At 68.9% G+C, this 12,760-nt stretch carries 12 protein-coding genes and 2 pseudogenes; 9 read left to right on the top strand and 5 right to left on the bottom strand.

Going from position 1 to position 12,760, the window contains the following annotated elements:
• From ASG60_RS13980 to ASG60_RS23505, 4 genes and pseudogenes are all read right to left on the bottom strand, one after another.
• Positions 1–1,004, bottom strand: a 1,004-nt coding sequence (locus ASG60_RS13980) for a DUF2169 domain-containing protein (protein WP_056386209.1), incomplete at its 3' end; no start/stop codon positions are given.
• A 17-nt stretch (positions 1,005–1,021) separates the two neighbouring features.
• Positions 1,022–2,200 (bottom strand): type VI secretion system tip protein TssI/VgrG, encoded by a 1,179-nt coding sequence (gene tssI, locus ASG60_RS23515; protein WP_056386208.1) that lies wholly within the window; start codon positions 2,198–2,200, stop codon positions 1,022–1,024.
• A pseudogene (vgrG, locus tag ASG60_RS23510) lies at positions 2,200–3,158 on the bottom strand (type VI secretion system tip protein VgrG). The gene tssI and the pseudogene vgrG overlap by 1 nt, the downstream one beginning before the upstream one ends.
• 157 nt (positions 3,159–3,315) lie before the next feature.
• Positions 3,316–3,826, bottom strand: a pseudogene (locus ASG60_RS23505) (IS481 family transposase); the annotation flags it as partial.
• An 873-nt stretch (positions 3,827–4,699) separates the two neighbouring features.
• Between ASG60_RS23505 and ASG60_RS13955 the strand changes: the two are divergent.
• The 6 genes from ASG60_RS13955 to ASG60_RS13930 all read left to right on the top strand — a co-directional run bounded on the left by ASG60_RS13955 (position 4,700) and on the right by ASG60_RS13930 (position 10,608).
• Positions 4,700–5,341 (top strand): TetR/AcrR family transcriptional regulator, encoded by a 642-nt coding sequence (locus tag ASG60_RS13955; protein ID WP_162244798.1) that lies wholly within the window; start codon positions 4,700–4,702, stop codon positions 5,339–5,341.
• 816 nt (positions 5,342–6,157) lie between these two features.
• A complete protein-coding gene (locus ASG60_RS13950) occupies positions 6,158–6,892 on the top strand; it encodes an ABC transporter ATP-binding protein (RefSeq protein ID WP_244476671.1) in 735 nt (244 codons plus the stop codon).
• A 14-nt stretch (positions 6,893–6,906) separates the two neighbouring features.
• Positions 6,907–8,124: an ABC transporter substrate-binding protein gene (locus ASG60_RS13945; protein ID WP_056386213.1), complete on the top strand. Its 1,218-nt coding sequence runs from the start codon at positions 6,907–6,909 to the stop codon at positions 8,122–8,124.
• On the top strand, positions 8,121–8,969 hold the full coding sequence (locus ASG60_RS13940; protein WP_056386200.1) for an ABC transporter permease: 849 nt from the start codon (positions 8,121–8,123) through the stop codon (positions 8,967–8,969). The genes ASG60_RS13945 and ASG60_RS13940 overlap by 4 nt, the downstream gene beginning before the upstream one ends.
• Before the next feature lie 11 nt (positions 8,970–8,980).
• Positions 8,981–9,529 (top strand): OsmC family protein, encoded by a 549-nt coding sequence (locus ASG60_RS13935; RefSeq protein WP_082531760.1) that lies wholly within the window; start codon positions 8,981–8,983, stop codon positions 9,527–9,529.
• On the top strand, positions 9,526–10,608 hold the full coding sequence (locus tag ASG60_RS13930; RefSeq protein ID WP_056386198.1) for an acyl-CoA dehydrogenase family protein: 1,083 nt from the start codon (positions 9,526–9,528) through the stop codon (positions 10,606–10,608). Before ASG60_RS13935 ends, ASG60_RS13930 begins: the two co-directional genes overlap by 4 nt.
• Before the next feature lie 207 nt (positions 10,609–10,815).
• Here the strand turns inward: ASG60_RS13930 and ASG60_RS13925 are convergent, their stop codons facing one another.
• Entirely contained in the window at positions 10,816–11,409 is a 594-nt protein-coding gene (locus ASG60_RS13925; RefSeq protein WP_244473802.1) for a biliverdin-producing heme oxygenase, read from the bottom strand.
• A 76-nt stretch (positions 11,410–11,485) separates the two neighbouring features.
• Here ASG60_RS13925 and ASG60_RS13920 point away from each other — a divergent pair, with 76 nt between their 5' ends.
• The 3 genes from ASG60_RS13920 to ASG60_RS22840 form a co-directional block, all read left to right on the top strand.
• A complete protein-coding gene (locus tag ASG60_RS13920; RefSeq protein ID WP_056172277.1) occupies positions 11,486–11,929 on the top strand; it encodes a DMT family transporter in 444 nt (147 codons plus the stop codon).
• Positions 11,930–12,043: 114 nt separating this feature from the next.
• The gene (locus ASG60_RS13915; RefSeq protein ID WP_056386196.1) at positions 12,044–12,505 is read left to right on the top strand and encodes a tellurite resistance TerB family protein; all 462 of its coding nucleotides are present in this window, start codon (positions 12,044–12,046) and stop codon (positions 12,503–12,505) included.
• 159 nt (positions 12,506–12,664) lie between these two features.
• A partial coding sequence (locus ASG60_RS22840) for a GTP-binding protein (RefSeq protein WP_156368968.1) occupies positions 12,665–12,760 on the top strand: 96 nt, incomplete at its 3' end.

Raw genomic sequence — 12,760 nt, 5'->3', positions numbered from 1 at the left:
GGAAAGCGGCAGCGCCAGGTCAGGAGAACCGCGTCGCGGCCCGCGCGCAGGTCGAACTGCACGCCATCCAGGACCAGCGGATGCTTCGTCGTGGCCCTGTCATCCCGCGCGGTGACACCCAGCATGATACCCGGCAGGCCGCCGGTCAGGTGAGGCGCGTCGGGATGCAGGTTGTCGAGGGTGAAGGCCTCGGTTCCGGCGAGCCACGGCGTGGCGACGAGCCCGGTCGGGGCGCATTGCCAGAAGCGCGGGTCGAAGTCGCGCGGCAGCAGCGGGTGGCGCTCGGCGAGCCATGCTTCGTCGTAGGTGCCCGCATAGCGCTGACGCGGGCGCCACCAGGGCGGAAGGGGACCGAAGCCGGCCGGGGCGGGCAATGCGTTCCAGCGCTCGACCGGTGCATCGACAGCCTCGATCGTGGGGGCCGGGTAGGTCTCGCGATGATCACAGTGCGCGCGGTCGACGAGCCCGAGGCCGAGCGGGTTGTCGGGATGCACCTCGCCCGTCGCTCCGGGCAGCGTCCCGCCGACGGCCGAGGCCCAGGTGAGCGGGACGCGCGCGGCGGGTTCCGGGCCGCTCAGGTCCCAGCCTTCGAGGACCGGCTGCGGATCGCGCTGGAGCAGCCCGCGCCAAGTCCGGCGCGTCCGTGCCTGCCAGCGGCGCGGCCCCATGACGCGAAGGCTTGCATCGATCCGGTTGCCGATCCGGATGCGGCAGACGAAGGGTCCGCCATCCGGGTTCGGGTTCACGGCGTCCCCGAGAAGCGTCACGTCGGTGCCCGGCTTGTAGGGGACGAGATCGCCCTGACGCAGCAGCGATCCCTGTTGGGGCTCGCCGTCGTAGACGTCTTCCCACTGGAAGGGCTCCTGCCGGTCGGCCACGGCGAGCGTCCCGCCGGGTTCGAAACGAAACGTGCCCCGCACCGACACGACACAGTCGAGGTCTCCGTTCTGGTCGAACTGGCGGAAGGCGAAGGCGGAAAAGGCCGTTCGGTTGACGAGTTGCATCGGGACCGTCCGACCGCTCAGTTCAGGTCGATCGGAGCGCCCCGGATCTGGACGTGATCGTCGGCGATGAAGTTGAAGGTCTTGCCGAGGATCAGGACTGTGCCGTCCTTCTTCATCACGAACTTCGACGCACCGACCTCGATAACGAATTCGTCGCCGACAGCGACCTTGTAGTAGTTGCCGACTTGCGTCAGGAACGTCGCTCCGACATGCGTCACCTTCGAGGTGCCGACCTGCTGGACATCCGCAACACCGACGCTGCGCATGCTCATCGATCCGACGATGGTGTTCATCATGCCCGGCAACGAGAACAGGCCGCCCGCAGCCTGGCCCAGGCCGCTGCCCGCCTGCGACAGGGCGGTGCCGGCGTCCGCCCGTGGACTCGGCCCGTTGACCACACCATCCCTGGCTTGAAGACCGCTTCCACCGAGCATTCCCAGGACGGAGCCAGCGAGGCCCGAGGCCATCAATCCCATCGCCTCGCCTGCCACTCCGCCGAGACCCGCGACCTGCGCGGCCTGGCTCATCAGGCCGGCCGTGTGCCCGGCCATACCGGCGAGCGGCGCCATCAGAGCGGCCGCCGTGGCTCCGGTCCCGCCCACTGTCAGGTTCATCGAGCCGCCGATCTCGTGGGTCTGGTTCCGGGCCACCTCCACCGAGCGGTTCGCCCCGATCGAGGCCACCTCGTTGGCATCGACCCGCTTGGTCTTGTCGTTGAGCACCCGGGTGGTGTGGTCCTTCTGGGCATGGAAGAACATGTTCTCCCGGCCGGCATCGTCCTCCAGGCTCATCTCATTGAAGCCCTTGCCCTTATGGGTGTCGGAGCGGAACGTCATGCGGGTCTTGTTGGCCGGCAGCTTGTAGGGGACCGGATTGTTGGGGTTGGGCACGATGCCGACCACGATCGGCCGGTCGGGGTCGCCCTCCTGGTAGGCCACCAGCGCCTCCATGCCGATGCGCGGGATGATCTGCTGGCCCCAGCTGCCCCCACCCCAGCTCTGCGACACCCGCACCCAGCCGGTGTCGGTCCCGTCGGCCTTCGCCCGCCGGTCCCACGGGAAAGTCAGCTTCACGCGCCCGAACGTATCCGTGTGGATCTCCTCGCCCGGCGGGCCCGCGATCCGGGCGATCTGCAGCCCGTCGATGCGCGGGCGCGGCGTCCCCCGGTGCGGCGTGGCCGGCAGGTGCGCGGGCATCACCGCGAACTCGTTCTCTCCTCGGCCCGGTGCAGGATSCGGSTSAYCACCTGCGCCGCGTAGACGTGCTCCGGGTGCGCCACCTCGTAGGGGGTGAAGCGATGCCCGGCCGCGAGGCCGCGCACCGACGAGCGGCCCTCGATGCGGTCGAAGTCGGTCTCGGTCGCCTGCACCCGCAGGCGGGTCGCCGCCTCGCCGGCCTCCGGCGACAGGAACCGGCCGGGATACTCGTAGAGCTCGTAGGCCGCGTTGCCCGGCACGCTGACCAGGGAGGGGGTCGCCGTCTGCAGGCGGGTGTTGGGGGTGGTGAACTCCCAGTCGCCCCCCGCCCGCTTGCCGGGGGTGAAGCGCATCTGCCGGCGCCAGTCGTGGATGTGCTCGGCATCGGCCGAGCCGAAGGCGAGRCGCACCCGCTCGGGGTCGCCGTCGCGGTAGGCCGAGGCATGGTCGCCCACCACCAGGGTGTGCCGGCCCGCGGCGTGGACGAAGTAGTAGAACGTGCCGTCCTCCTCCAGCCGCCGCAGCAGGTAGGCCAGATCCGTCTCGTTCCACTGCACCGCGTAGGGCTGCACAGGGTCTCGAGCACCTGGAGCGTGGTCCGATCGCGAAAGATCCTGCAATCCGACCGCTGGCTCATCAGCCACAGGCGCGGRCGCAGGGTCAACGCGTACTGACGCGCGCCGCGGGTGACGATCGGGCCCTCGTGCAGCTCGGTCACGAGCCCGTTCCAGACCCGGGGCGTGCCGTCCGCSAGSGTCAGGGACAGATCGGCGRCGGTGCCGACGATCTCGTCCGCCCGCACGGTCTCGCGCTGGGCCCGCACCGTGGCGCGCAGGGTGAACAGCGCCGACAGGCCCTCCTCGACCTCCAGCCGCTCCAGCAGCAGCGCGTCCTCGCCCAGCACCGTCGCGATCGACAGAAGACGACCCGCCTGCGTGTAGCGGACATGGGGCTCCATCGGCGGNTCCAGCCGCTCCAGCAGCAGCGCGTCCTCGCCCAGCACCGTCGCGATCGACAGAAGACGACCCGCCTGCGTGTAGCGGACATGGGGCTCCATCGGCGGGTCTCCGGACCGTCAAGCTGACGACACCGCATACCACCTGCGATTGTGTTCGTCATCCGGGTTTCTCGGTACACGACCCCAAGAGGAGGTGTGACAGGTTGATCCTGAAGCCATCGGGCTGTTTCGTTCAGGCGTCGAGGATGAACTCTGTGGGTGTCAGGCCGTACAGCGCCTTGTGTCCGCGGTCATGGTTGTGGTCATCGACGAACAGATGCAGATACGCCCGAAGCTGAGCATGGCGGTCGTAGTGGTCGCGTGTGATCGTCGTATCCTCGATCATACGGTTTGCTGCTTCGCGCTGCCCTCCGGGGCAAACGCTGGACTTACCCGTTGGCCCAAGAGTGGTTCACCTTGGTCAACCGATGGTCGATGCCATGCTCGTCGCAGACGCGATCGAATATGTGCTGGCTGGCGTAGACGTCCCGTCGGCGTGACGTGACCTGAATGCCGTCGTGGGTGAGCACGGTGTGGATACGGTAAGGCACCGCTTCGATGAAGTCGCGGAGGAACCGAGCAGCCTCCATCGTACCGACGCTCTCCACCAGCAGCACGAAGGCGAACTGGATCGCGCGACGGATTGCCTCCGTCGTGGTGGCATTTCCACGGAGAACCTACCCAGTAGCCTATCCCTTGCGACAGGGTACTCGACCGTATCGTTACACCGCGGGATCAAATCCTTTCAGGCGATCCACTGGTCCAAAGTGCCGCTGCCGATGATGGCAATGGGCGGGCCCGTCTCGGGAGTGCTGAAGCCGCTCATGTATCCGTCCTCGGATGGCATGGGGTTATTCACGGGAATCTCTCACCGCCGGCTGGCCATGACGGCGCGGCAATCCGGACTGAGACGCGAGCTGTTCGTGAGGAGGCAGTCGGTGATCGCCCGCCGGTCCGGGATGAGTGTGCGGCACAGCCGGAGGACGTCCGGTGTGCAGGCGCGCCTTTCGGCGGCGGTGTCGGCGTGGAGACTGTCATCGCCGGCGCTTGCCGGCGTCGCTGCAGCGGCAGCCAGCAGGACACAGGCGACGGCACTTCGGACGAAGTGTCTTGATGTGCATTCGGATGTCCTCATCCCCAATCTCCTTCGGTCCGCCCGAAATGAGCGTCTGGTCGCCGGAACGCCATCAAACGAGAGCGTCGCGGCCCTTCCATGGAAACCATATGGTTTCCTTCCAGAAGTTGGCAAGCTGTCTTTCGGAACATGGATTCCGGTATGGCTCCCGATCCTGTGATGGAGCACGGGGCGAGCGACGACTCAACGATGCGAATCATTTAGGTTTTCATCATTCTCCAGTTATAATCGGGTCTGCGCTATGGGCTTCTGTCGCCCGGCCGAGCAATGTCGCATACCGGTCATTCCTGGAAACCATACGGTTTTTGATTACGTGATCTAGTCGATGCGAGGCGCCACGATGCGGAGAGGCGGAGGGGGAATGCCCATGCCAGAGTCTGAGGAGGCCGCCTCGGTCCCACGGGTCGCCAAGGACGATCAGACCTACGCTCGGCTCGTGGCCGTAGCCCGGGCGGAGTTCCTCGGCTCGGGTTTCGCGGGCGCGACGGTTGCTTCCATCGCCGCCAAGGCGGGGATCTCGAAAAAGACGGTCTACCAGTATGCGGCGTCCAAGGAGGCGCTCATGTACGAGGTGGTGGCGGACGCATGCCAAACGCTGTTCAGCGCGATCTTCACGTCAGCCAGTTCCGACCTCGTTCGTTCGGAGGTCGCGCACTGCCTCATCGAGTTCTGCTTGCTGTCGACCTCGGAGGATGGCGTCACGGCCCACCGCCTCGCCATCGGGGAGGCCCGGCAATTCCCGAAGATGGCGCAGGCGTACAAGGACGCCCTCGAAGCTTACGTGATCGAGCCCCTCGCGGCATGGGTACGCCGGCAGAACGATCTCGGTCGGCTGCGGGCGGACGACCCGAAGCTCGCTGCAGATATGCTGGCTTGCATGGTCGTCAGCCCGTTCGTACGCGATCTCAGCCTGGGGGTTCGGCCGAAGCCAACGCGAGACGAGATCGAACGTACGGTCAGCACGGCACTGAACCTATTCCATGCCGGCGTTGCCGCGCGCCTGGACTGAGCGGATCGAAGGCTCGTTCGGCCAACAAGGAACGTAGCCGCGCGTCGGGTCGAATTCAGGCGAATGTAACGGCACGTCGGAGACGAAGAACCGCCCGCGACGGATGAAGGAATGAACGTCCGCCTACAGGCGCGTCGTGAATCGCTGATTTTGACTTAGCACCCCCTGGGCATTTTGATGTCGGTGGGCAGCTGGAAGCGCCTTCGGCAATGGTGGCACAGGACGAGTGGGACGAGGCCGGCAAACAGCAGTCCGATGACGGCCTGCCGCGCACCGGCGGCGGACAGGTCGCACGTCGGCCCCGTAGATCTTCCGGTTCCTCACGATGCCGACCGCCCAGCACAGACCCCGGGGGTAGAACGGCGCCCAGGTCCGTCGGGTCTTGCGCCCCATCACCCTAAGGAACGCACCAGCCAGGTATCGAGCCCGCCCGTCCCCTCGCCCTGAAAACCCGGCGTCCCCCGTCCGACCGGGTCGGTGGCATGATCCGACGCCTCGTGGTTCGGACGACGGATCATTTCAACGAACGGATTCCTGGACGGCTGACGCGCCACGGGTCTTTCCCGCCCCCTGTGACGTAGCGGATTCGCCCGTTTGGCGTCAGGCCGTGCCGCAAATCCCTTTGCGCAGGACGTTTCGCTCCGGATGCGGAGGGACGAAGAAGATCGTCTTCCGCCAAGAGCAATATTCGGAAGACGATTCCATTGAATTCGATTGATTAATCCTACACTATACAGCATAAGATCGATGAAGACCCAATTTTTATCCAGTCCGTAAAGGACACGGTCATAGCGTTCGCCTGTGGATCGGATACCCGTGCCATCACCCCAACTCGCCTTCGATGCCATCGGATTCCGGCATGGCGGCCGGCCGATCCTCGAGGGGATCTCGCTGCGGATCGCCCCCGGTGAGCGGATCGGCATCGTCGGGCGGTCCGGCGTCGGCAAGTCGACCCTGCTGCAGATCGCCGCCGGCCTGGTCCCGCCATCCTCCGGTGGTCTGACGATCGACGGTACCCGCGTGAAAGGGCCCGTTCCCGGGGCCACGATGATGTTCCAGCGGCCCGCCCTGCTGCCCTGGGCGAGCGTCCTCGACAACGTACTCCTGCCGGCCCGCCTGTCCGGCCAACCCCTAGAAAGCCCCGGGGGCGACCGCGCGGACGCACTGCGCATCCTCGGCGAAGTCGGCTTGGCGGACAGGGTCGATGCCAAGCCGCATGAGCTCTCGGGCGGGCAGCAGCAGCGCGCGGCCCTGGCGCGGGCGCTCGCGAGCCGGCCGCGCCTCCTTCTCCTCGACGAACCGTTCTCCGCCCTCGACCCCGAGATGCGGGCCGCCCTGCGCGCGGACGTGAAGCGCCTTGCGAGCGAGCGTGGCCTGACGCTCGTGATCGTGACCCACGATCCGGCCGATGTCGCCGGTCTGGCCGAACGTACCCTCGTTCTCGCAGGCGCCCCCGCCGGCATCGTCGCGGATTTCCCCGTTCGATCCGAGGTCGAGCTGAGGACTCGGCTCGGCGCACCACTTCTCCCCGTCGACCGCGAAGCGGCGTGAACCGGACCCTCGTGATGACAGCCCCAGACGACCTCTCCGTCCTGTGGACGCATGAATGGGCGCGCGCGGACTGGACCCGCCGCGACACCCTCGACGGCCTCGCGCGCGGCGGCCTCGCCGCCCTGCTGGGTGGTGCCGGCCTCGGCCTGTCAAGCCGGGCCGTGCACGCGGCCGACGACGATGTGGTGCGTATCGGCTACCTTCCGATCACAGATGCCGCCGCCCTCCTGGTCGCCCATGCCAAGGGCTATTTCGAGGAGGCCGGCCTCAAGGTGGCCGAGCCGACCCCCGTGCGGTCCTGGTCGGCCCTGGTCGAGGGCTTCGCGGCCGGCAAGTTCAACCTCGCCCACCTCCTAAAGCCCATCCCGGTCTGGATGCGCTACAACAACAAGTTCCCCGTCAAGGTTCTGGCCTGGGCCCACACCAACGGCTCCGGCATCGTCGTCGGGGGCAGGAGCGGCATCACCGACTTTAAGGGCCTTGCCGGCAAGCGGGTCGCGGTTCCGTACTGGTACTCCATGCACAACGTGGTGCTGCAATACGCACTGCGTGAATCCGGGGTCACGCCGGTGATCCGGGGCGATGCGGGCCCGGGCGAATGCGCCCTCCAGATCCTCCCGCCACCCGAGATGCCGGCGGCGCTGGCGGCCGGCAAGGTCGACGGCTACATCGTGGCCGAGCCGTTCAATGCGCTCGGCGAGATCAAGGCCGGCGCCCGGATGCTGCGCTTCACCGGGGACATCTGGAAGAACCACCCCTGCTGCGTGGTCGTCGCCCATGAGCGGACTACGGTGGAGCGCCCCGAATGGACGGGCAAGGCCATCGACGCCATCGTGCGCGCGCAAGCCTATGCCTCCGCCAACAAGGAGGCCGTGGCCCGGCTCATCTCGAAGGACGGACGCGGCTACCTGCCGATGGCCGCCGACGTGGTGGTCAAGGCGATGACCGATTACGGTCCCGCCTACGCGGCGAGCGGGGCCATCCGCCACGCGGACTGGGCGGCGAGCCGCATCGATTTCCAGCCCTGGCCCTATCCGTCCGCGACCCGCCTGATCGTCGAGGCCATGGGCCGGACCGTGGTGGAGGGCGACGCCACCTTCCTGAACGGGCTCGATCCGGATTTCGTCGCGCGCGACCTCGTCGACGACCGCTTCGTGGCCGCATCCCTCAAGCGCTTCCCCGATGCGTTCCCCGGGTCCGGCCCCGACCGCACCGAGACGCTGTCGCTATGACCGGAGGCCTCCTGAAGACCGCCGCATCGGACATCGGCGGCCTCACGTCCGCGCGTGCCTGGCCGGAGCGCCGACTCTTCGCCGGCCTGCTGCATCGGACAGCGCCGCTCCTCGGTCTTGGCACCCTCCTGGTGCTCTGGTTCGCGGCCGGCCGCCTCCTCGCGAACGATCCGGCCTACACCGCCTTCGCGGGGTTCGCTCCCGGCCCGACCCTCGCGTCGTTCGCCGATCTTCTCACCTCCGGCGAGGCCTGGCGGGCCGCGCTGCCGAGCCTTGCCCGGATCGGACAGGGGCTCGCCTACGCCTTCGTGCTTGGGGTGCCGTTCGGATTGCTCGTCGGGGCCTCGCCGCTGGCCGAACGCGCCCTGCAGCCTCCCTTCCAACTCCTGCGCATGGTCTCGCCGCTGGCCTGGATGCCGGTGGCGGTACTGGCCTTCCCGACCTGGGAGGGCGCCATCGTGTTCCTCATCGCGGCCGCCGCGATCTGGCCGATCCTGTTCTCGACGGCAGCCGGCGTGAAGCGGATCGATCCGATCTGGCTCACCCTCGCGCGCAACCTCGGCGGCGGCCGGATCGCCACCCTGCGCCGGATCGTGATTCCGGCCGTGCTGCAGGACATCCTCACCGGCCTGCGCCTGGCACTCGGCGTCGCCTGGATCGTCCTCGTGCCGGCCGAGTATCTCGGGGTCACCAGCGGCCTCGGCTACGCCATCAACGATGCGCGCGACACCCTCTCGTACGACCGCTTGGCGGCCCTCGTCCTGCTGATCGGAGTGATCGGCTACGCCCTCGACGGCGGCCTCGGACGACTCGCCGCCCGTGCCCGCTGGATTCCCGCGACCTGAAAGGAACGCCCATGTTGTCCGCCTCCGTGAGAGAGATCGTCCAGACCTTCGAGACCATCGACCGGGATGCCCTGGCGGCCCTGTCGGAGAAGGGCCGCGCCGATCCGACGGCCGTTCGCACGGTGCGCGCCCGGACCATCGCCGAGGGTCGGCGCTTCCGCCATCTCAACTACGTGCGCAACCTCGACGCCCACGTGGTGGACGAGCCGCCGGGCCTCCTCGGCGACGACACCGCCCCGAACCCCACCGAGGCGCTGCTCGCAGCCCTCGGCACCTGCGTGGCGGTTGGCCTCCAGGCCAACGCGGTCGCGCGCGGCTGGACCGTGCGCAGCATCGAGATCGAGAGCGAGGGCGCTATCAACATCACCTCGGTCTGGGGGACGGGCGACCTGTCGCCGAAGGCCGTTGGCCTCACCGCCGTGCGCCTGACCGTGCATCTCGACATCGAGGGTGCGAGCCAAGCCGAACTCGACGAGCTCGTGGCCCATGCGGGTGACTGGTCGCCGGTGCTCAACACGGTCAGGAATCCCGTCGCCGTCAGCCTCGTCCGCAATCGATGAGCGCGGCCCTCGCCCGCACCGCGGCGCTGCCCGAAGCCCCTCGGGACGTCGCCGGCGTCGTGCGTGACGAACTCGGGCCCCGCGTCGGTGCGATCGACGGGGGACTCTATCCGGACGGCGTGCTGCGCGGCCTCGGCGCAGCCGGGGCCTATGCCCACCACGCGCAGGGCACGCCCGCGGGACTGATCCGGGCCGTGGAAGCGATGGCGGCGGTGGGGTCCGCCTGCCTGTCGACGGCCTTCTGCGTCTGGTGCCAGGACGCCCTCGCCTGGTACCTCGCCCACGGCGACGCGCCGGCCCGCGACCGCCATCTGGCCGGCATCACCAGCGGCGTACGCCTCGGCGGCACCGGCCTGTCCAATCCGATGAAGGCGTTCGCCGGCATCGAGCCCCTCGCCCTCACGGGTCGACGGGTGCCGGGCGGCTACCGGGTGCGCGGGCGCCTGCCCTGGGTCTCCAATCTCGGACCCGGCCACCCCTTCGCCAGCATCTTCGCCCTCGACGACGGCCGCCGCGTCATGGCGGTGTTCGCGGCAGGCCAGGAGGGTGTCGCCATCGCGGCCAATGCCCGATTCGTGGCGCTTGAGGGCACCGGGACCTACACGGTGATGGTCCGCGACGCCTTCGTGCCCGACGACGACGTGATCGCCCCCGACGCCGCGGCCTTCGTGCCCCGCATCCGCAACGGCTTCGTGCTGCTCCAGGCCGGCATGGGACTGGGGCTCGCCCGTGGCGTCGCCGCGCTGATGCGCGCGGATGCCCGGGGCAGCCGGGACGGCGCGGCGCTCCCGCTCGGGGCCGAGGGAATCGACGCGCGGGCGGCCGACCTGGGGACGCGGCTCGTGCACGCGGCCGAACGCCATGCCGACCCGGCGGCGGGCGCCTTTCGCGAGACCCTGCGCCTGCGCCTCGACATGTCCTGGCTCGCCCTGGAGGCGGCACAGGCCGCCATGCTCCAGTTCGGCGCGCGCGGCTATCTCGAGGGCTCCGAACCCTTCCGGCGCCTGCGCGAGGCGCAGTTCGTGGCCATCGTCACGCCCTCGGTGAAGCACATCACCCGGGAACTCGCGAGGGCGTGACGGGCCTGCCTCGCGGCCGGACCTTGGCCGATGCCGCCCGGACCCGGCACCATCCTGCGGCCGGTCCTGGCCCCGGGCGCGCCGCGCCGAACCAGTTCCGGTCGGGGAGCCAAGGCTTCACCCTGTCGAGGGTCCCGGTCCGTCGCAGGTGCGCGCTGCAGCACCGTCGACCACCCTGTGCGAAAGTGCGCCGGACGAGCGGGTCGGCTAGGCCCGGGCGCTCTGGGCATTCTCGAACAGTGAAAAGGCCCTGAGGGCACCGGCGACGGCGCCGTCGGCATCCGAGGCGGGCCGGGTTTCGAGCCATGCGGCGAAGCTCGGCCACAGGCGCTGACCCTCGCCCTGCCGAAGGAAGCGGGTGTTGTCCCGAACCGTCGCATCGGGGCTCGCAAGGGCCTGGCGCAGGAGCATCTGGCCCCCGAGACGCGAGCCCTCGAGAACGTAGAGCAGCCCCGCGACCTCGGCCGGCGGCTGCGCGCGGGACATCGCCGGCGCAGGCGGGGCGGGATGCCCCAAGGCCGCCAGGTCGGCCCGGATCGCGTCGGTGCGGCGGCGCGCCGGCCAATCGGGGGGCAGCGCTTCGGGAGGCGACGCGGCGAGGTCCGCCTCCAGGGGCACCAGGGCTGCCGCCATGGCGGCGAGGAACCCGACATAGGCTCCCCGTTCCTGGAGATCGTGGCCGGCCCAGCCGGAATCGAGGCGGTGGTGCGCATCCGACGTCGCCCGCCGCAGGAGACCGCGCAGGCCCTGATCGACCACCCGCGCGCGCGCCGCGTCCTCGCGTCCCATCCCTTCGGTCATGTTCGGCCGTCGCTGCCCTATATGCGGGAGGTCGCTTCCGTCAGGCGGTGACCGCCCGAACCGAGTGGTGATCCCGATGTGGTATCTCTATGGTCTCGCGCTTGTGGCCGGCATTGCCAACGCCGTCCAGGGCGGCACGAACGCCACCCTCTCCAAGGCCCTCGGCCAGCCCTTCGCCGCCGGGCTCGCGGTGGCCCTCGGCACCGGGACCACCCTGCTGTTCATCGGCCTCGTCTCCGGCCGTTTCAGCCTGCCGAGCCTCGCGCAGGCCGCGCAGGTGCCGGCCTGGGCTTGGTTCGGCGGATGCCTCGGTGCCCTCGTGGTCCTGTCGCAGTTCTTCGCCGCGCAGGCCATCGGAGCAGCTCCGTTCCTGGCGATCCTCGTCACGGCCGGCGTCGCCACCTCCATCGTCCTCGATCATTTCGGTTGGATCGGTTTTGCCGTCCACGCGGCGAGTCCGTGGCGGATCGTCGGGGGCGTGCTGATGGTCCTGGGCGTCACCCTCGTGGCCCTGTTCTGAAACCCGGCGGTCTCGCGTCGCGCGCCCCCTTGCCTTCCCGGCGCGAAACGGCGAGGTCCCCCGGAATCGTACAGCGCGGGTCGCCCATCAACACGGCCCCATGAGAAGCGTCCCATGAACATCTTTCAGGACATCGTCGCCCGCTTCAGCCAGACCGTCACCGCCTATGCGGGCGACACGGCCCTGATGCAGGCCATGGTCTCGGCCGCCGCCAACGTCATCGTCGCCGATGGGGAAGTGGCGAGCGAGGAGTTCGACACGGCGCTCGCCGGCATCCAGGCCAATCCGATCCTCGAGAAGGGCTACGACCGCCTGATGCTGGAGAGCGAGCTCTACGACGGCATCGCCCGGGCGCGGACCCGCGCCGGACGGGCGGAGAACCTCCGCCGCGTCGGCGGCATCCTCGGACGCGGCGAGACGGAGCGCGCCGCCGCCTTCCTGATCGCCGCCGACGTCGCCGATCACGACGGCATCTCCCCCCTCGAAGCGACGGCGCTGGACGAGATCGCCGAAGCGCTGGGCGTCGACAAGGCGGCCCTGCTCGAAGCGTCTCCGATCAAGCGTTCCATCGGGTGAGGGGGCTCCGGCACGGCGGCCCGGGGACGATTGTCGGCAAAGCCCTTGATCAAAGGACGGCAAGCCTCTAAGCGAGCCGCGTCTTTCGCCCGGCTCGATTAAGTTTTCGAGCGACTGACCGGGCGCCCGCTCGTGTGAGCTTGCCGCAGGAAAGAGACGATGGCCAAAGAGAAATTCGCTCGTACGAAGCCGCACTGCAACATTGGCACGATCGGTCACGTGGACCACGGCAAGACGTCGCTGACGGCGGCGATC

The sequence above is a fragment of the Methylobacterium sp. Leaf469 genome, assembly GCF_001424745.1.
Classification (GTDB): domain Bacteria; phylum Pseudomonadota; class Alphaproteobacteria; order Rhizobiales; family Beijerinckiaceae; genus Methylobacterium.
The sequence above is the reverse complement of the archived record's forward strand: the minus strand, read 5'-3'. Positions and strand labels throughout refer to the sequence as shown.

What these genes read in the sequence shown, in the direction of transcription:
- tssI (WP_056386208.1), bottom strand. Translation starts at nt 2,200, where the DNA reads ATGCCCGCGCACCTGCCGGCCACGCCGCACCGGGGGACGCCGCGCCCG.
- ASG60_RS13955 (WP_162244798.1), top strand. Translation starts at nt 4,700, where the DNA reads ATGCCAGAGTCTGAGGAGGCCGCCTCGGTCCCACGGGTCGCCAAGGAC.
- ASG60_RS13945 (WP_056386213.1), top strand. Translation starts at nt 6,907, where the DNA reads ATGACAGCCCCAGACGACCTCTCCGTCCTGTGGACGCATGAATGGGCG.
- ASG60_RS13940 (WP_056386200.1), top strand. Translation starts at nt 8,121, where the DNA reads ATGACCGGAGGCCTCCTGAAGACCGCCGCATCGGACATCGGCGGCCTC.
- ASG60_RS13935 (WP_082531760.1), top strand. Translation starts at nt 8,981, where the DNA reads ATGTTGTCCGCCTCCGTGAGAGAGATCGTCCAGACCTTCGAGACCATC.
- ASG60_RS13930 (WP_056386198.1), top strand. Translation starts at nt 9,526, where the DNA reads ATGAGCGCGGCCCTCGCCCGCACCGCGGCGCTGCCCGAAGCCCCTCGG.
- ASG60_RS13925 (WP_244473802.1), bottom strand. Translation starts at nt 11,409, where the DNA reads ATGACCGAAGGGATGGGACGCGAGGACGCGGCGCGCGCGCGGGTGGTC.
- ASG60_RS13920 (WP_056172277.1), top strand. Translation starts at nt 11,486, where the DNA reads ATGTGGTATCTCTATGGTCTCGCGCTTGTGGCCGGCATTGCCAACGCC.
- ASG60_RS13915 (WP_056386196.1), top strand. Translation starts at nt 12,044, where the DNA reads ATGAACATCTTTCAGGACATCGTCGCCCGCTTCAGCCAGACCGTCACC.